Origin of the sequence: Acinetobacter sp. MD2(2019) (genome assembly GCF_035615615.1) — a bacterium.
Taxonomy (GTDB): domain Bacteria; phylum Pseudomonadota; class Gammaproteobacteria; order Pseudomonadales; family Moraxellaceae; genus Acinetobacter.
This window is the reverse complement of the sequence record NZ_VTDU01000009.1, coordinates 90,408-108,725: the sequence shown is the minus strand read 5'-3', so window position 1 is coordinate 108,725 and position 18,318 is coordinate 90,408. Positions and strand designations below refer to the sequence as shown.

Sequence of the window (18,318 nt, the reverse complement as noted above, 5' to 3'; positions counted from 1 at the left end):
GTATTAATACTGGTCGTAATGAAGGTGCGCAGCTTTTAACGGGTGGTGCGGCACGTCACGAAATTGGCGAAGGTTTTTATATCGAGCCGACCATTTTTAAAGGCAACAACAGCATGAAGATTTTCCAAGAAGAAATCTTTGGCCCTGTGCTTTCTGTCACCACGTTTAAAGACTTTGATGAAGCGATTAAAATTGCCAATGACACCATTTATGGTTTAGGCGCTGGGGTTTGGTCACGTTCAGCGCATACCTCGTATCGTGCAGGTCGTGCAATTGAAGCCGGTCGTGTGTGGACCAACTGCTACCACATGTATCCTGCCCATGCAGCCTTTGGTGGTTATAAAAAATCGGGCATTGGCCGTGAAAACCACAAAATGATGCTTGATCATTATCAACAAACCAAAAACTTGCTAGTCAGCTATGCAACAAAACCAATGGGCTTCTTCTAAGTTTTAGCCATTATTTTTAATTTTTAAGTTTTCCAGATGCAGTTGACGCAAGTGAGCTGCATTTTTTTCATCCATAAAAAAAGCTGTCAGGCGAACCTGACAGCTTTTGATTTATAGCAATGGTTATAATTAGAATTGATAACCTGCTGCTACGTAATATCCCCAACCATTATTGGTTAGCATATCGCCCCAAGATGTTGTTGCGCCATCTTTCCATTGCCCACCGTTATGGAAATAACGTGCAGCAGTAAATAGACGTAAATGTTTCATGTTATAAGAGAATACATGTGTTGAAACAAACGCTTCATTGGTGCGATAACCGCCTTCAGTTTTATCGCCTAACTTCGAACCAAAGTCATAGTTACTAAAGGTGAAATAATTTAAGCTCGCGCCATTTTCAAAAGTGTGTAACGGATAGAAGAACTGAACTTGTAAACGACCACCATCATTTGAGGTATACGCGTTGGCAGCGCCGTAGTTTTCCCACTGTTGTTTGGCATAAACATTTACATTCATACCTAATTTCGTATGTGTGTCAATTGACGTACCCACACCGTAATACAAGGTATTTTGACGTGAATCTGTAGTTGTACCAGCGTCAACAATCCAATCTGCTGCCAAGAACCAATCTTTAAATGGCCCAACAGATAAATCTTTGCCTGTTAAACGATTCATAGATAATTTTGGTTCATGTTCCATGAATAATTTTGAACTGTCTTTATCCCAAACACCTTTAATGTTGCGATTACCGCCGAAATATTTTGGTGCATCAAGGTAACCATAAAGATCGACAGGACCTTTTTGACCAAAATATTCAAGCTCTAAATAGCCATTTTCAGCAGGATGTGGGCCAAACATAATATTGTTACTGTAAATACCCCAAAGTGTGGTATTTACAAAATCACCCGCCTTTGCTGCTTGAGTACCACATACCGCTAAGGCTGCAAGAACTGCACAACTTAGTGTTTTCATTGAACCCATACCAATCGCTCCTATGCATTTGGTCTATTCAGAATCATTCAGAGAACATGCCTTAAAAACAAAGACATATAAATAAAAATAGTTTTCAGCAAGTACTATGCCATGTGCTAGTTAAACAGGCATATCGCTTAAGTTACAGATTTTGCACAGAACTGTTTAAATTCGAGATTTTTTTGGCGTTTAGGCTGGAAAAATCTCGAATTTATCCACAAAAGTATCAATTCTGATATTTTAAAATCGCGTCATTATATATTATTAACTATAGAATACAACAAGTTACTTTTAACAAGACAAACCAACCAATAACTCACTGAATTTTTTATCTTTTTGTAACAACACCCAGCATTTTTGCCTATTTTTTCTAAATTATTGCTTGCAGGCATCCCCAAGAGAATGAATAATTAGAAAATTTTTTAGCTGAAGCAACTTGGCACATCGCTTGCTTAATCCGATGAGATCATCTGGTTAACGCGATAGATTTGGATTTTTTAAATGTAGCAATTATTTGTGGTGTTACCTTTTTCACGTCTATTGAATCACTTCAATTTTGCGGCAACTAAAATGGATGATTGAGTTGCAGTGCCCTAATGAGTGCACACCAAACTAGAATCATGCAATTCCATACCTCAAATTAATGGATGCCAATTACAGCCCCAAATCAGCACAACCCTTTATTTAATAGATTCCATGCTTTAAATCAGCCTATTCAAAGGACATATCCCATGAAAATTCTTAAACCCGCATTTCTCGCTGCTGGACTTTTACTCACAGGTCATTTATATGCACAAGCGCCTGTGGTTATTCAAGGGGCTTTAGACATCGAAACCGACCACATGGTCAGCAAATTGACTCATGTTAAAAGCAAAACTTATGGTGGCTGGCAATTTTGGGAAGGCAAATATAAGGGCCAACCGATTGTGATTTCGCGTACCCGTATGGGCATGACCGACGCTGCTGCCGCAACTACACTTGCCATTGAACATTATCATCCTGCTGCGATTATTAACCAAGGTACGGCGGGTGGGCACGATCCAGCATTAAACGTTTTTGATATTGTGCTTGGCAAACAATCGGAAAATATTGGTGCATTCATTACACCTAAAAAAGCGCTTGGTGAAGGTTCAAATGCTTTGACGTGGAACAAACCCTTTAATGTATTACCTAATGACAATTCGGATGCCGAAGCATCACGCCACTTAACATTTGCAGGTGACGACAAGCTGATTCAAACAGCAAACAGCATTAAAAGCACTTATACCAAAGGTCGTGTCGTTGAAGGCGTGATTGGCTCTGCCGATGTATGGAATAACGAATTAGACCGCATTAAATTATTCCACGACACCTATAAAACGTCAGTAGAAGAAATGGAAACAGCATCTGCGGCTCAAGTTGCATCACTATATAAAGTTCCATTCTTAGGGATTCGCGTGTTATCAAATAACGCAACCAACAATGGCGCATATAATCCAAATACTGGTGAAGCCTGCCAAGATTATGCATTAGATGTTGCAACGACTTATCTTGCCAACGCTAAAAAATAAAATCGTCTGATTGGGTTGATGAATCCGCACGATTCATCAACTTTTTTTCATCTCAGCAAATATTCAAGAAAAATTATACAATCTGACTTGCCATTTCTAACAAAAAGAGAAATGCTGTGATGATGTAAAGTACATAGATTGTCGATCATCATGACCACGTTTCCACACCATAAAACCATCTACGCAATTCAACATTTGGCTTTTGAAGATTTAGGTTCTTTAGAGGATGTTTTTTATCAGCTTGGATTTCGCATTCGCTATTTTGAAGCAGGTATAGACGATTTAAGTCCTGCTTTGGCATATGATGGACTCACCATTCTTTTAGGTGGGCCAATCGGGGTGTATGAGCAGGAAGATTATCCATTTTTAATCGATGAAATTGCAGGATTAAAACAGCGTCTTGCGCAAAATAAACCAACCCTTGGCATTTGTTTAGGTGCGCAGCTCATTGCGCATGCACTTGGTGCTAAAGTCTATGCGGGGCATGAAAAAGAAATTGGCTGGAGTGAGCTAAGCATTGCCGAAATTGAAAATAATCCGTTAGCCGCACTCAACGGAACGGCTGTTTTACATTGGCACGGCGATACCTTTGACCTTCCTGAACAGGCGACATTACTGGCAAGCTCAAGCATTTACCCTAACCAAGCATTTGCCGTAGGTAAACAGATTCTTGGGTTACAATTTCATGTTGAAGTTGCACACGATAGCCTCGAAAGTTGGCTCATTGGAAATACCTGTGAATTACGCCATGCAGGCATTGCTATTCCACAGTTACGCCAAGACAACCAAAAATATGCAACAACGCTTGAACATGCCGCGCAAGCAGTTATCCACGAATTTTTAAAGAATTTAAACTTATAAGATTAGGTTTTGGGCAGGCGGCTGCCCTATCCTATTTTAAAGATATTTAGCGGTAGCACACGTGTTTCACATTCGAATAAACATGTGATTCATCACATGGGTATTACCTATCTGCAAACTGTGTGCAATCGTCATCTGCTCGATTAATCTTTTTTAAGACAGCAAAATACAAATAACGGGTATAACAATTGGGTCAATGGGTTTTGTTTCTTCATTTTCTTGGTGCAGATTTGTTTTTATAAAAATAAAAAAACAGAAAAAAGCGTTGTATTTTCTGATTTTAAAACAAAAAAAAGCCTACATTATGCAGGCTTCATCTTTAATAAATCGCTGTTTTAAGGAATATTATTTTTTCGCTTCAGCTTCAACGGTAATGTTTACAGTGATTTTATCGCCAACATTTGGCACGTAGTTGCCGATACCAAATTCTGAACGGTTAAATGAAGTAGTTGCATTTAAACCAATTGCAGGTGATTTTGTCATTGGATGAACAGCTTGTTTATTCAATACCGCGTTCAACACTACAGGTTTAGTTACACCTTTAACGGTTAAGTTACCTGTAATTTTGAAATGTTTTTTGTCTTTGGTTTCAACTTTGGTACTTTTAAAGGTAATGTTTGGATACTTCTCGGCATTAAACCAACCTTCTTCTTGGAATTCTTTATCCAACGCAGGCACATTGGTATTTACGCTGCTTACAGGAATGGTTACATCCACTGTAGATGCTGATGGTTTAGCATTATCAACATTAATTACACCTTGGATATTGCTAAAATTTGCGCTTGGTGTAGAAAAACCAAAATGATTCCAAGAAAATACCGTTGCTGTATGGGTTGGATCGATATCATAAGCCACTGGCGCAGCCATACTCATAGAACTTACAACCGCAACAGCCAAACCTAGAGATAATGTTTTTAAAGTCATTTTGTTTATTTCCATTACGTTAGAATATTCTCAAAATTATAATCATTTAAGGATAAAGTACATTATTAAGCATAAAACGATTTGTTGCATTCATGCAACACTGCCCGTGATTCAATCCATTTTACGAATTTTAAGTCGCTTTATTTTTAGCAGACTCACAAATATCAAAACTGGAAACGCCAATCTAAAGCCCATTTTTAATAAAAAAAGCTTAATTTTGCGTTTTTAATGCCATAATGTAGTTGCATAACTGATCGACATCATCGGTTTGTAATTGCTCACGCATGCTCAAAATTTGCTTTTCATTCAGTGAATACAATTTAAGAGCAAGTAACTTTTGAATTTTGTCGATTGGAAAACGATATTTAATAATTTTGGCAGGCACCCCACCCACGACAGCATATGGCGGTACATCTTTGGTCACAACTGCACCCGTTGCAACCACTGCCCCTTCGCCTAATTTAACCCCTTGCATAATCATGGCACGACTACCAATCCAACAACCATCAGCAATGACGGTATCGCCCGCAGCCACAAAACTACGCGTATCAAAGGGAAATGCGGCAATCCAATCTGTGCGGTGCAGTTGGTTTCCGCCCATCATAATCACACATTCCGCACCAAAGGAAACAAAATTGCCAATGTATAACTGGTCTATTGGTTTTTCTGCTGTGGAAGGTTTATCGTGTAAATAACGCACCACTGACCGTTCAAAACCGCGATCCCAAAATGCGCTGTAATAACTGTAATTTCCTGAAATGTGGATATTGGGATTTTTAACCGTTTTAGAGATAAACTCAAATTCACACCAATGTTTCACCGGCAAGTCTGTGTGGCTTTGATGCATAAATGTTGTGATACAAAAAAGGAATGCGGCATTATACCCCAATTGCCAAACATTCCCATTGTCGGTTTTTTAAATCTACAAACAGGGTTTAGTTTAATGAACGCACAAAATTTTCTATGCGTTGTAATGCTTGCTCTAAATGCTCGGTCGATGCGGCATAAGATAAGCGCACATGCGTTTCGGCCTGAGCATGACCAAAATCTTGCCCTGGCGTTAATGCCACATGCGCTTCTTGCAATACTCGCTCGCAAAACTGCCAAGAACTCAGCCCCGTAGCACTGACATCAAAATACACATAAAACGCCCCATCTGGTTCAACTGGCACAGGCAGACCAATACGTTTTAACGCGGCTAAAACCAATTGACGACGCTGCATAAAAATTTCACGGCGCTGCTCACAAACTGCCAAAGATTCTTCAGTAAAGCATTCTAATGCTGCATACTGCGCAATGGTTGATGGACAGATAAAATAATTTTGCGCCAAATTCTCAATGATTGGCACTAACTCTTCGGGCACCACACACCAACCTAAGCGCCAACCCGTCATGCCAAAATATTTCGAAAAGCTATTAATTACAATTGCGTCTGGATCAAAACTTAATACCGTTTGTGGAACATTGCCTTCGGCATCAGGGTCGGCCAAATTCAAATAAATTTCATCAATAATTCGCCATGCTTGATGTTGCTGTGCCCACGCACAAATTTGCTTTAATTCATCTATTGGAATGGACGTACCCGTCGGATTCGATGGTGTTGCAATCATTAATCCAGTGGTTTTTGCCGTCCAATGTTGCTGTACCGACTGCATGCTCAATTGATAATACGTGCGCGCATCGGTTGCAACCAATTCCACCTCTGCACCAAAACTGCTTAAGAATTGCCGATTACATGGATAAGATGGATCACCAACCATCACCTCATCGCCATGATCAACCAATGCCGCGGTGAGTAATAGCAATGCCGCAGATGCACCCGCAGTAACAATAATCCGTTTAGGATCGACAGATACACCATGTCGGTGCAGATAAAACTCTGAAATTTTTTGGCGTAATTCGGGCAATCCTAAAGCAGAAGTATATGCGAGCGCGCGACCATCCATGAGCTTTTTACCCGCTTCAATGACCGCAGGTGGTGCTCCAAAGTCGGGTTCCCCCAAGCTAAGCTTAATTATCGGATGGCCTTGTTCAGCCAAATCTGCCGCTTTTGCACCAAATGCCATGGCATAAAATGGTGCAATAGATTGTGCGCGTTTAGAAATTTTCATTGTTTCATCAGAGGATTGAATTATTTTGCTGAGAATCATAGCAAAAATGGCGAACTTTTGAGTTAAAAATACGCACTAAAATTTAGCCATAAAAAATGGCATATGCCGAAGCATCTGCCATTTTCACAGTACCGTTTAAATTTAATTTAGCATGGGCATTTTTTTAAATTCCCTGCCGATGGATAACGCGCGTCCACACAGTAACGGTAAAACGTCTTCGCATCCATTGGGCTTAAATCGGGGTGATGTTGCTGCATGTGATTTAAATAGGTGGTGTAATCTGGCACGCCCACCATTAATCTAAAACTTTGCTGCAACCGCTGCCAAAGAGTCGCAATTTTCGACCAATTTTTAGGAGATAAAACCAAATGTTTTTGCGACATAATGGTCATCTTAATAATTTTGGTCAGCACCGTTGCGCCTTGTTTTGCATATTTAAGTTTCATTAATACTCTCCTTATTTTTGCAAACTTGCCGCACTGGCTTCTTCATCGACATAAATCGCAGGCGCTTCTTTTACGGTAGGCGTTTTACTTGCCAATGCACGACGCACCGCACCTATTGAAGCAATAATCATCACCACCAATACAATCATAAAGAATGCACATAAACTGGCATTAATCTGATTCGACAACACAATGGTATGCATCTCTTCTAACGATTTAGCAGGTTTTAAAATTTCACCACGTGCAATCGCATCTGAAAATTTGTTGGCTTGTGCCAAAAAGCCAATTTTCGGATTGCTGTGGAATATTTTTTGCCAACCCGCAGTCATTGAGGTCACGACCAAGAAAATGGTAGGTAAAATGGTAACCCACACAAATTTGTCTTTTTTCATTTTAAATAAAATAACCGTACCTAAAATTAACGCCATGGCGGCAAGCATTTGGTTGCCAATACCAAATAATGGCCATAAAGAGTTAATTCCACCTAATGGGTCGACAACACCTTGATAAACAAAGTAGCCCCATCCACCCACCGCGACAAAGGTACCAATCAAATTACCCACAAATGAACGTGATGTTTTAATTGAAGGAACAACAATACCGACTGTGTCTTGCACCATAAAGCGACAAGCACGAGTTCCTGCATCGACTGCTGTTAAAATAAATAAGGCTTCGAACAAAATAGCAAAGTGATACCAAAAAGCCATCATTGAACGATTATTGAATAATTCAGATAAAATATGCGCCATACCAATCGCAAAGGTTGGTGCACCACCGGCTCGTGAAAGCACCGTAGATTCACCGACTTCTTTGGCAAGTACAGTTAAACTCTCAGGCGTTACCACAAAACCAATTTGGCGAATGGCTTCTGCTGCAGATTGCGGATCTGTTCCTAATAATGCCGCAGGTGAGTTAATGGCAAAGTAAACACCTGGGTCAAGCACGGTTGCACAGATGAGCGCCATAATTGCAACAAACGATTCCGTAAGCATGCCACCATAACCAATCATACGAATGTGGCTTTCGTTATCGACCAATTTAGGGGTGGTTCCACTCGAAACCAAGGCATGGAAGCCCGAAATTGCACCACAAGCAATGGTGATAAATAAAAATGGAAATAAACTGCCTGCAAATACAGGACCGGTACCATCAATAAAATGCGTGACCGCAGGCATTTTCAGTTCAGGTAATGCCACAACAATAGCTACCGCCAAACCGGCAATCACACCAATTTTTAAAAAGGTCGATAAGTAATCACGCGGTGCAAGCAATAGCCAAACTGGCAATACTGAGGCAATAAAGCCATAGATAATCAGACACCACGTCAGTTGCGTACCCGTTAAAGTAAAGAATTCGCCCCAGTATGGATCTGCTGCGACATGACCACCGTAAACAATCGCGAGCATCATCAACACAAAGCCAATTACTGAAATTTCTGCAATTTTACCTGGGCGAATAAAACGCATATACACGCCCATAAATAATGCAATTGGCACCGTTGCGGCAATACTAAACACTCCCCAAGGACTATGGGCAAGCGCTTTAACCACCACTAATGCTAAAACGGCAAGGATAATAATCATCACCCCAAGCGTTCCAAGCATCACAATAATACCGGCAAAGGTTCCAAGTTCTTGTTTTGCCATTTCACCGAGTGAACGACCGTCACGGCGCGTGGAAATAAATAAAACCAAGAAATCTTGCACTGCACCTGCAAAAACCACACCGACCAACAACCAAATTGTACCCGGTAAAAAACCCATTTGTGCCGCTAGAATAGGCCCAACCAAAGGCCCTGCACCGGCAATGGCTGCGAAATGATGCCCATATAATACATATTTATTGGTTGGAACGTAGTCTAAGCCGTCAGCTAAGCGATGCGCAGGCGTTAAACGACGTGGATTTAATTCAAAAATATTTTTAGCGATATATAAACTATAAAAACGATATGCAATGCTATAAGTACATAATGCAGCAAGTACAAGCCAGACTGCATTAATTTGCTCACCTCGGCTTAAAGCAAGCATTCCAAAAGAAACTGCGCCAATTACCGCAACAATAACCCACAGCATTATTGATGTAATTGACATTTTACGCTGACGTAGATCACGATCCATGACATCCCTCGCCTATTTTTTCATAAAAACTTGATTGTTTTTATTACAATTTATATTCTTCCCTGTGACTGTACACCCCATTTATATATTTTTATCTACGACTTTGGCATAAAAAAAGGGCGACATGCGTCACCCTTTTATCATAGTCTATTTAATGACCATTATGCACGTTCTAAATATTCGCCCGTACGCGTGTCAACACGAATGCTGTCTTCTTGTTGCACGAATAAAGGAACACGTACCACAGCACCGGTTTCAAGCGTTGCAGGTTTACCGCCTGTACCAGCCGTATCACCTTTAACACCTGGATCTGTTTCAACAATTTGTAATACAACAAAGTTCGGTGCGTTGACATTTAATGGCACGCCATTAAATAACATCACTGAACATTTTGCATTCGAATCGTCTTTTAACCATTTTGAAGCATCGCCCATTGCTGTTTTATCAGCAGCAAGCTGTTCAAATGATTCAGGATCCATGAAGTGCCACATTTCGCCGTCGTTGTATAAGTATTCCATTTCTACTTCTACAATGTCAGCTGCTTCTAAAACTTCACCAGATTTAAAGGTTTTTTCTAATACTTTACCCGAGCGAAGGTTACGCAATTTAACACGGTTAAATGCTTGGCCTTTACCCGGTTTTACGTATTCATTTTCCATGATTGAACATGGGTTACCATCGAGCATGACTTTTAAGCCTTGCTTAAAATCATTTGTAGAATAATTGGCCATGACTGGCTCACTCCAAACTTACTAACTTAAATCAATTAATGCTAGACTAGCATTATTTTTAACACGTCGCATGATAAACTATTTGTACCAAGAGCAAAACTGGAAAACACAACTTAGTGATCTAATTACCGATCCAAAAGAGTTACTTCAGCAACTTGAGCTCTCAACAGATCAATTATTATCAGGGGCTATTTTAGCTTCTGAACAATTCAAGCTGCGTGTTCCCCGTGCTTTCGTTGCAAAAATGAATGTCGGCGATGCTTTAGATCCCCTGTTACTTCAAGTTTTACCCCATCATTTAGAATTAGAAGATCATCCTGAATTTGTCACCGATCCACTGGGAGAAAAAGAAGCCAATCAACTTCCTGGCGTTCTACATAAATATCAATCTCGTTTTTTGCTGACTCTGACAGGTGCGTGTGCGGTGCATTGCCGTTACTGCTTCCGTAGACATTTTCCTTATCAAGAAAATCTACCTAAAAATAATGATTGGGATAATATTCGTGACTATATCGAGCAAAACCCACAGATTAATGAAATTATTTTAAGCGGTGGCGATCCTCTTACCTTAACCAATGCCAAATTAGAACTTTGGATTAAGCGACTGGAAAGCGTGCCACAGGTTAAATTTTTAAGGATTCACACGCGTGTTCCTATTGTCACCCCAAGCCGAATTGATGATGAATTTATCACTTTATTAAAAAATTGTAGGTTGCAATGCATTGTGGTGGTACACTCAAATCATGCCAAAGAACTTGATCCATACACCATTGATCAATTAAAAAACTTGACAAAACACCAAATAACAGTTCTAAATCAAGCGGTTTTTCTCAAAGGCGTCAATGATTGTGCAGAAATTTTAGCCGACCTAAGTTATCGTTTATTCGAAGCCAATGTGATGCCTTATTATTTGCACGTCTTAGACAAAGTCAAAGGTGCGCAACATTTTGACCTTGATTCAGCGCAAATCAACCAAATTTATACTGAGTTGCTGGCGAAACTACCCGGATATTTGGTCCCGAAATTGGTCAGAGAAATTGCTGGTGAAAAAAATAAAACCCCTCTCTATGGAGAAACGTTTTAATTAATAAGGGCGAATAATGACAACGATTGAAACTCCTCCGTCAGATTTTTTTATGCTGTCCGCTGGGCAGCGTAGACCGATGCTTAGCTTTTGTGATGCCAACCTAGCCTCGCTTCAACGGTGGTTGGCTAAGTTGCCTGTCGTGCAATTGGGGGACAGCTCGAAATTATTATTTAATGCACTTATTGAAGTTTCAGAATTAGAGTGTGATGAACTGCTTCGTTTCGATCTAATTCAAACTCTACATTTGCCTATCGAACAAGTCTTAGGATTACTCGAAAAACAATTTATCGATCAATCGCATCATCTGTCTGCATTTAACTATCATACTATTGAATTAGCACAACAATTTCGTTGCTATTTAGCGCGTATTTATTTAGATATTGCGCAAAAAAGCGATCAAACGATTCAAAATAATCAAATATCATTATTTGCATTTAAACAAAAAAAGGCCTTGTCTAGAGTACGAACGCTGAGCACCTATTATGCACTCGAACAATTCAGTTTACTCCGATTCCAACAAACCGTTGTTTACACCAATCGATTAATGGGACAGTCGCTCGCAGGCCATCATTTATTTAAATTAGCACAGCAACATAAATTTCAGTCTGAAAAAATCCAACATATTCAAACCAATACATCTAAACTGACCACAATCACCCAGATTTATACGCAAATTTTATTAATGGATATTTTAAATACCCATCAAATTCGTCCTATTGAAATTACTGCCCTGTATCAGTGCACCTTTCAATGGGTTAACTTAATTGGGTTATCAACGCATGAAAATAGTCACTCTCGATATTTTGTTGACCTTGAAAGTGATTTACCGCCTTCGCTAAACAGCGTCAAAAAAAGAACCGATGAATCTATTGTATTTATTGAAGTTAAAGATTTAGTTAAACATATTAATCTTGCCAATTTAGAAAATAACCCGCAGATTTCTGCAATAGAACGCCGTCATTTAAGCCCTTCGCTTATTTTTCATCTACAACATGTATTAAACAGCCTGCCTGAACGGCGCTATGAACGTTATAACTTCAACTCTACCGTGCAAATGGTATTTAGCATTCAAAGTGCACACTTTCATCTATCGCATGGCCTGCCGTTTCAAGATACATTACAGCTTGGGCGTAAAGTTAATGTCCAACAGCAAAGTGCCAAATCATTATCGACTTGGAATAGTGACGTTGCATCTGCAAATCAACATTATAAAACCTTAAATCCAGAATCAAAACAAGTACATAGCTGCACAGTTATCGATATCAGTGTGAATGGTTATCGTATGCGTTCACCGAATCCGGTGCCTAAACAGTTACGTACTGGCGAGTTTATTTTAGTCCAAGAAAACGAAAAATCACCTTGGCGTGGCGGCACGGTGCGCTGGTTAAAACAAAATAAAGATCAATCTTTTGAATTTGGTGTGGAAGTTTTATCGGATGAAATTACACCGTGCGCAGTGCAACTCACTAAAGAACGCGACCTATTGTCTTATCAGCCTGCACTTATTTTAAAAAATCAGGTGTTAAATGAAGCACATTTGTCTATCATTGTTTGGGGGTCTCAAACGTTCAAATCTCAACAAGGGGTTTTTCTACGTTTAGGGGAAAGAAACATTAAAATTTATCTGAATGAAGCGAAGGTCATTAGCCAAAGCTTTAGTCAGTTGCAATTTGAATTGCTGAATAGCGATGAGCAGATTCTATTGGATCAGTTTATCCAACAGCATGCAGAAACGCTAAAAAAACAAGATCTTTGGGAAAGTCTTAAATGAGAAATGCATTTTTATCTGACAAACTAAAACAAACAAATATTCGTTTACTCATTATTGATGATAATCAAATCCGTTATAACCAAATTGTCGCGTTATTAGAATCTAAAGGTCATTCGGTAAATGCTCACCTACTAGATGATGTGCATAGTTTTGAAAAACAACTGAATACTTCATGGGATATTGTGCTATTTGGTCGGGCGTATGACTTTAAAGTCGAGCAAGCCTTAACTTTAATTCATCACTCACAACAGCCTCAAATTCCTTTCTTATTGTTGAATGATGAAAATTATAATCCTTCGCAATATCTGAGCTTTATCAATAAAGGGGTTTACGATTTATTTAATCTTGATTATCCCGATCGTTTTTATATTGGCTTGGTTCGGACTTTATCCTACAGCCGTTCATTACAAACGCAAAAATATCTTCATACTGAATTAGCCCAATTTGAAACGCGGCTACAAAATTATTCAATTGATAATAAACTTGCCGTTGCCACAATTCATGAGGGCATCCATGTGCATGCCAATGCAGAATATCTTGCGCTCTTCGGGCTAAAAAATGAAGATGAGATTATTGGCCTACCTTTATTAGATATTTTACAACCTGAAGAAATTCAAAATTTTAAGAAATTTTTTAAGCGTATTTCACAGCATAACTTTGAACAACCAAGCTTTGAAATTCATTCTCAAAACCCACACGTTGAATCACCGACGCTTAAACTTGAATTTTTGTCTGGCAATGCAGCAGAGACGGTGCAATTGACTATTGCTACAGAACAACAAACACCTGTAATCAATACGGCGGTACAGACAGAAACGACCACAGTATCTAGCTATGAAGCACTGAATCGTAAAATGCTAAGTGAACCTGCGAATCAGAATACGTTGGTAGTGTTTAGAATTAGCCCGCCTTATACTGACCTTGCCCATCTCAACCCGAAACTCACCGCTGAATACTTACAACAAGTTCAAAAGTTTCTACAAGAGCAGACTCAGACCACGGTTTATAAAGTTGCGGCCATGACTTATTTTGGCTTAATCCAAGCGGCATCTACAGAGCGCATGGAATCAAAACTACGTAATTTGCAGCCGCTGTTAAAAGCACAACTGATACCAGTGGAACAAGATAATTACGCGGCTCAGTTTGAAATTGGCGCAAAGTCCATAAATGCTGCCATTCAAAATTCTGAACAGTTCGAATATTTGCTCACCCAAGCTTTCGCTCATCCATTAAAATTTGAAGCAACCACAATGCCAGAGATTCAATTCTCATCTTTAGAAACTGAATCAAAACCAATAGAAAAAAGCGTTACGCCAACACACAAGCCAAACGAAGCACCGGTTGTATTAGGAGCACACCTAGACAAGGCATTGAGCTTATTAAACACCATTGAAAAAAATATTGAAGACAATTCAATTCACTTAAAATATCAGCAACTTTATGACAAACAAGACACTGAATTATATATTTATGAAGTGACCGCGGGCGTATTTTATGAACATCAATGGTTAAATCTTGCCGATTTGGCCGAATTGAAAAAAGATCAATCGTTATCAGTTAAATTGGATCGTTGGATTTTGGTTGAAGCATGCAAACAACTACACAATTTCCGCACCCAATTTCCAAATACAAAATTGATGATTAATCTGAATCTTGAGATTTTATTCAATGCACCCGAGCAGTTGCTCAGCCTAATCGAAAAATTGTTGACCCTTGTGCATCACCAATCTATGCCGTTAATTTTACAATTCCCAACCATAGAACTGGCAGCGCATATCAAGCAATTAAAACCAAGTATACAAATGATTAAATCTCAAGGTGTATTGATTGCCGTCCGAGATTTTGGCATCAACAACGAAAGCTTAGCGGTACTTGAACACATTCAACCAGATTTTGCTGTTCTTAATCAGAACTTAAGTGAAAACCTTGGTAATGACAGTACCCTAGAACCATTGCAAAATAGCATTGAGGAATACAAAACCATCTACCCTGTCGATTTGATTTTGCCAAAACTTGATGACATGACCAACTTTGCCAACGCATGGAATGTGGATGTACGTTATTTACAAGGTGATTATTTCCAAAAAAGAAGCGATGCTTTAATTGATGTGCAAGGTCATTAAGACCTTGTCGCAGCTTAAAGTAGACATAAAAAAACGGGCAAATGCCCGTTTTTTCTTTTACAGATATGATTAACGTTTGATAGAACGTGACATACCAGCAAAACGTTGCTTGAATTTGTCGATACGACCGCCTGTATCTACATTCTTTTGCTTACCAGTATAGAACGGGTGACAAGCTGAACATACGTCTAGGTAAATTGTTTCTTTACCAAGTGCAGAACGAGTTTCGATCACGTTACCACAAGAACAAGTAGCAACTAAAGTTTCATATTTTGGGTGAATATCGGCGCGCATGGTCGATTCTCCTAAGTTAAGAAGGTTAAGCTGTCATCGCAATTGATCACTCTTATTTAAAATAAGGAATGCCTTTTCGGGCAGATCAACACCATAACAGACCATTCTTTTGACCCACCGAAACACATCAGGTTAGGGCAAGGTTCAACAAGTTTGGCATATTATACGTGAACTCAAACTGTTTTGCGAACAATTTCCTTAGTTATTCCGTGCATTTTGATCTTGCTGAATCAGTTCTACTTTATAGCCATCTGGGTCTTCGACAAAAGCAATTACAGTCACACCGCCTTTCATTGGCCCTGCTTCACGCACCACATTGCCTCCACGCGCTTTTATCTCGGCGCAAGCTTGGTAAGCATCTTCAACACCAATTGCAATATGGCCATAGGCATTGCCTAATTCATAATGTTCGGTATCCCAATTATGAGTCAATTCTAGTACGGTATGATTGGCTTCATCGCCATAACCGACAAAGGCTAGCGTAAAACGCCCTTCTTCATAGTCTCTTTTACGAAGCAGTTGCATACCGAGTACTTCAGTATAAAACGCCAAAGAGCGCTCTAAATTGCCTACACGCAACATGGTATGAAGCATACGCATAATATTTTTCCTTTTTACTGAGATATTTGCTGATGTTCTTTCAATAATTTGCCAACCCATGCCACTAAAATCAACACAGGAATTCCAATTAAGGTGGTCATTAAGAAAAATTTTGGATAGCCAATATGGGTCACAATGGTGCCTGAGTAACCGCCTAAAATTTTAGGCGTTAAGGTCATCAGTGAGCTAAAAATGGCATATTGCACCGCAGTAAATGACACGCTGGTTAGGCTCGACAAAAATGCAATAAATGCAGCACCAGCCAGTCCCGAAGCCATGTTATCCACCACAATGGCAAAATATAACCACAGTTTATTATAAGATTTTATCACTTTACCTTTAATTTCTGTGCTGCCTTGCCCTTGTTTCACCACAGCAATTGGGCTGATATCAATATCTAAGTCGGTATTTTGTATTTTATTCAAACTCGGTAAATGAAGCTGTGTTTCTACAACTGCTGCATTATTCGATTTAAAATTAAGCTTGGCAACCATTGCATCTTTTGGCAGGGCTTGTAATTGATCGCCAGAAATGGCCGTACTTAATACGCCATGTTCATCGAGTTTTGCAGGATAATTTTTACCTAAAAACGTTAATATGACTGGCGCATCGGCATTTAAATCAGCAACATTAACTCCAGTGACTTGTCCGGTCACCACAACACTTTGTTTTTGCTGAATCGCCGCTGCTAAATGCTTGGCTTGAATAGGAAACAATAGAATCTGTGGATGATTCGTTTCTACCAAATACGGCACATCTAGCTCAAATTTAGACGCTGTAACTGAATTGTATTGCGCTTGAATGAGCAGATCGTGTTGAGTCTGTAATTGTTGATTCGGAACATTTACCGACCAATAACCAACATCATCAGGTTGTGTCACATAAGTCTGCCCAGCAACATGTACCGTCACTTGCCCCAAAGGCTCGCCAGATTTCACCAATCCAATAAAAATCAGATTGGTTACGCTGGCTAAAATAGCGCCCACAAACATCAATTTCATAATGTTCATGCGCTGCGCCAATAAACCACCTAAAAAGCCACCCAGTAATGAGAAAAATACCCCATAGACTTTAACCGCAGCGGCAATTTGTTCTTTACTAAAGTTTAAATCTTGATAAAAAACATTGGAAATGACACCGGCAATAATATCTGAAATCCGATAAAAACCAATCAGCAGCAATAAAAACAGTGCAAGTTTAACGCCATAGCGCACAAAGAAATCTTGAATGGGGGTGACCCATGTTTCAACCGCCATTTGTCGGTTCACCACACCAAATTTAACCAGCACACTTCCGACCACAAATGCAATAAAACCAGAGGCAATAAAGCGAATCGTTTCTAAGCCAAATAGAACGATATTGTCTTTGATTTGCCATGCTTTTTCTAATCCATCGAGCATTTGACCAAGAAAAATATAGCTTAAGACAAAACTGCCTACAGCCAAGAAAAAGACAAACACCAAGCGGAAATAATCTTGTTTTTGGTAATGTCGCTCTTTTCGTTGCCCTTTGGGCTCACGAATCACTAACGTGGTAATCAGTCCAACGCTCATCACCGCAGCCATGGCTAAATAGGTATATTGCCATGCGCTATAAATATAATTGCCTTTCGATGTTCCAAGCGATGCAGCCAAGAACAAGGCACCAGCACCAGCAACAATCATACCGATTCGATAACCTGCATTATAAGTCGAAGCTAAAACCGTTTGCATGGAGGTATCAGCCAATTCAATCCGATACGCGTCAATGACGATATCTTGCGTGGCGGCAGAAAACCCAAGTAACACCGCACCTACCGCCATTTGAATTAATGCATCATGCCCCAAAGCCGGATTTGAAAACGCCATTAAACTAATTGCAGCGACAATTAACAACTGTGCAATTAACAACCAAGCACGGCGATGACCGAGTTTTTTGGTTAAGATGGGCACAGGTAATTCGTCAATTAAGGGCGCCCACACGAATTTGAAGGAATAACCGAGCGCAGCCCAGCTAAAAAACGTCACTGCGCTTTTATCAATTCCTGCTTCACCTAACCATAAAGATAGGCTGGAAAAAATTAGTAAAATCGGAATTCCTGCAGAAAACCCTAAAAACAGCATAATTGCAGCACGACGATCTAAAAAAGCGCGAAAGGCTTGCGTCCAACTTTGGCGTTGCGAAGTCATGGTCTGGAAATATTCCATTGTTCTTTTAAGATGGATATTTGAACCCTTATCGCGGCATCTTGCAATATCAAAGCGCAGCTTTATGCTTTTTTCATGTTAATTTACGTATGTTGC

Annotated in this window: 16 protein-coding genes; 6 read left to right on the top strand and 10 right to left on the bottom strand. The window is 39.6% G+C overall.

Going from position 1 to position 18,318, the window contains the following annotated elements:
* Positions 1–449 (top strand): aldehyde dehydrogenase family protein (locus I2F62_RS06945; protein ID WP_324626289.1); only part of this gene is annotated, 449 nt, incomplete at its 5' end.
* 129 nt (positions 450–578) lie between these two features.
* Here the strand turns inward: I2F62_RS06945 and tsx are convergent.
* Positions 579–1,430 carry a nucleoside-specific channel-forming protein Tsx gene (tsx, locus tag I2F62_RS06940; protein WP_324626288.1) on the bottom strand — a complete coding sequence of 284 codons (852 nt, stop codon included), beginning with the start codon at positions 1,428–1,430 and terminating at the stop codon, positions 579–581.
* A 722-nt stretch (positions 1,431–2,152) separates the two neighbouring features.
* Here tsx and I2F62_RS06935 point away from each other — a divergent pair.
* Together I2F62_RS06935 and I2F62_RS06930 are read left to right on the top strand one after the other, a co-directional pair.
* The gene (locus I2F62_RS06935; RefSeq protein WP_324626287.1) at positions 2,153–2,971 is read left to right on the top strand and encodes a 5'-methylthioadenosine/S-adenosylhomocysteine nucleosidase; all 819 of its coding nucleotides are present in this window, start codon (positions 2,153–2,155) and stop codon (positions 2,969–2,971) included.
* Between the two features lie 150 nt (positions 2,972–3,121).
* Positions 3,122–3,832 carry a glutamine amidotransferase gene (locus tag I2F62_RS06930; RefSeq protein WP_324626286.1) on the top strand — a complete coding sequence of 237 codons (711 nt, stop codon included), beginning with the start codon at positions 3,122–3,124 and terminating at the stop codon, positions 3,830–3,832.
* A 345-nt stretch (positions 3,833–4,177) separates the two neighbouring features.
* On the opposite strand, the gene I2F62_RS06925 is transcribed toward I2F62_RS06930, so the two are convergent.
* From I2F62_RS06925 to efp, 6 genes are all read right to left on the bottom strand, one after another.
* Positions 4,178–4,756, bottom strand: coding sequence for a YceI family protein (locus I2F62_RS06925; RefSeq protein WP_324626285.1), 579 nt, complete (start codon positions 4,754–4,756; stop codon positions 4,178–4,180).
* Between the two features lie 211 nt (positions 4,757–4,967).
* Positions 4,968–5,603, bottom strand: a complete 636-nt coding sequence (locus tag I2F62_RS06920) for a CatB-related O-acetyltransferase (protein ID WP_324626284.1) — start codon at positions 5,601–5,603, stop codon at positions 4,968–4,970.
* Between the two features lie 88 nt (positions 5,604–5,691).
* Positions 5,692–6,867: a pyridoxal phosphate-dependent aminotransferase gene (locus I2F62_RS06915; RefSeq protein WP_324626283.1), complete on the bottom strand. Its 1,176-nt coding sequence runs from the start codon at positions 6,865–6,867 to the stop codon at positions 5,692–5,694.
* A 146-nt stretch (positions 6,868–7,013) separates the two neighbouring features.
* Positions 7,014–7,313: a YbdD/YjiX family protein gene (locus tag I2F62_RS06910; protein WP_324626282.1), complete on the bottom strand. Its 300-nt coding sequence runs from the start codon at positions 7,311–7,313 to the stop codon at positions 7,014–7,016.
* An 11-nt stretch (positions 7,314–7,324) separates the two neighbouring features.
* Positions 7,325–9,403 carry a carbon starvation CstA family protein gene (locus tag I2F62_RS06905; RefSeq protein ID WP_420713737.1) on the bottom strand — a complete coding sequence of 693 codons (2,079 nt, stop codon included), beginning with the start codon at positions 9,401–9,403 and terminating at the stop codon, positions 7,325–7,327.
* 188 nt (positions 9,404–9,591) lie between these two features.
* Positions 9,592–10,161 carry an elongation factor P gene (gene efp / locus I2F62_RS06900; RefSeq protein WP_324626280.1) on the bottom strand — a complete coding sequence of 190 codons (570 nt, stop codon included), beginning with the start codon at positions 10,159–10,161 and terminating at the stop codon, positions 9,592–9,594.
* 70 nt (positions 10,162–10,231) lie between these two features.
* Here efp and epmB point away from each other — a divergent pair, with 70 nt between their 5' ends.
* From epmB to I2F62_RS06885, 3 genes are read left to right on the top strand one after another with little or no spacing between them, the layout of a single operon-like run.
* Entirely contained in the window at positions 10,232–11,245 is a 1,014-nt protein-coding gene (gene epmB / locus I2F62_RS06895; RefSeq protein ID WP_324626279.1) for an EF-P beta-lysylation protein EpmB, read from the top strand.
* Positions 11,246–11,261: 16 nt separating this feature from the next.
* Positions 11,262–13,019, top strand: coding sequence for a PilZ domain-containing protein (locus tag I2F62_RS06890; protein ID WP_324626278.1), 1,758 nt, complete (start codon positions 11,262–11,264; stop codon positions 13,017–13,019).
* Positions 13,016–15,142: an EAL domain-containing protein gene (locus tag I2F62_RS06885; protein ID WP_324626277.1), complete on the top strand. Its 2,127-nt coding sequence runs from the start codon at positions 13,016–13,018 to the stop codon at positions 15,140–15,142. Before I2F62_RS06890 ends, I2F62_RS06885 begins: the two co-directional genes overlap by 4 nt.
* 69 nt (positions 15,143–15,211) lie before the next feature.
* Here I2F62_RS06885 and rpmE read toward each other — a convergent pair whose 3' ends face one another.
* The 3 genes from rpmE to I2F62_RS06870 all read right to left on the bottom strand — a co-directional run bounded on the left by rpmE (position 15,212) and on the right by I2F62_RS06870 (position 18,204).
* Entirely contained in the window at positions 15,212–15,436 is a 225-nt protein-coding gene (gene rpmE, locus I2F62_RS06880; protein WP_166323224.1) for a 50S ribosomal protein L31, read from the bottom strand.
* 198 nt (positions 15,437–15,634) lie between these two features.
* Positions 15,635–16,036: a lactoylglutathione lyase gene (gloA, locus tag I2F62_RS06875; RefSeq protein WP_324626276.1), complete on the bottom strand. Its 402-nt coding sequence runs from the start codon at positions 16,034–16,036 to the stop codon at positions 15,635–15,637.
* Between the two features lie 14 nt (positions 16,037–16,050).
* Complete coding sequence (locus tag I2F62_RS06870; RefSeq protein WP_324626275.1) at positions 16,051–18,204, bottom strand: AmpG family muropeptide MFS transporter; 2,154 nt, start codon at positions 18,202–18,204, stop codon at positions 16,051–16,053.
* Between the last annotated feature and the right edge of the window lie 114 nt (positions 18,205–18,318).

What these genes read in the sequence shown, in the direction of transcription:
- I2F62_RS06885 (WP_324626277.1), top strand. Translation starts at nt 13,016, where the DNA reads ATGAGAAATGCATTTTTATCTGACAAACTAAAACAAACAAATATTCGT.
- rpmE (WP_166323224.1), bottom strand. Translation starts at nt 15,436, where the DNA reads ATGCGCGCCGATATTCACCCAAAATATGAAACTTTAGTTGCTACTTGT.
- efp (WP_324626280.1), bottom strand. Translation starts at nt 10,161, where the DNA reads ATGGCCAATTATTCTACAAATGATTTTAAGCAAGGCTTAAAAGTCATG.
- I2F62_RS06890 (WP_324626278.1), top strand. Translation starts at nt 11,262, where the DNA reads ATGACAACGATTGAAACTCCTCCGTCAGATTTTTTTATGCTGTCCGCT.
- I2F62_RS06920 (WP_324626284.1), bottom strand. Translation starts at nt 5,603, where the DNA reads ATGCATCAAAGCCACACAGACTTGCCGGTGAAACATTGGTGTGAATTT.
- I2F62_RS06935 (WP_324626287.1), top strand. Translation starts at nt 2,153, where the DNA reads ATGAAAATTCTTAAACCCGCATTTCTCGCTGCTGGACTTTTACTCACA.
- I2F62_RS06930 (WP_324626286.1), top strand. Translation starts at nt 3,122, where the DNA reads ATGACCACGTTTCCACACCATAAAACCATCTACGCAATTCAACATTTG.
- gloA (WP_324626276.1), bottom strand. Translation starts at nt 16,036, where the DNA reads ATGCGTATGCTTCATACCATGTTGCGTGTAGGCAATTTAGAGCGCTCT.
- I2F62_RS06905 (WP_420713737.1), bottom strand. Translation starts at nt 9,403, where the DNA reads ATGTCAATTACATCAATAATGCTGTGGGTTATTGTTGCGGTAATTGGC.
- I2F62_RS06870 (WP_324626275.1), bottom strand. Translation starts at nt 18,204, where the DNA reads ATGACTTCGCAACGCCAAAGTTGGACGCAAGCCTTTCGCGCTTTTTTA.
- I2F62_RS06910 (WP_324626282.1), bottom strand. Translation starts at nt 7,313, where the DNA reads ATGAAACTTAAATATGCAAAACAAGGCGCAACGGTGCTGACCAAAATT.
- epmB (WP_324626279.1), top strand. Translation starts at nt 10,232, where the DNA reads ATGATAAACTATTTGTACCAAGAGCAAAACTGGAAAACACAACTTAGT.
- I2F62_RS06925 (WP_324626285.1), bottom strand. Translation starts at nt 4,756, where the DNA reads ATGACTTTAAAAACATTATCTCTAGGTTTGGCTGTTGCGGTTGTAAGT.
- I2F62_RS06915 (WP_324626283.1), bottom strand. Translation starts at nt 6,867, where the DNA reads ATGAAAATTTCTAAACGCGCACAATCTATTGCACCATTTTATGCCATG.
- tsx (WP_324626288.1), bottom strand. Translation starts at nt 1,430, where the DNA reads ATGGGTTCAATGAAAACACTAAGTTGTGCAGTTCTTGCAGCCTTAGCG.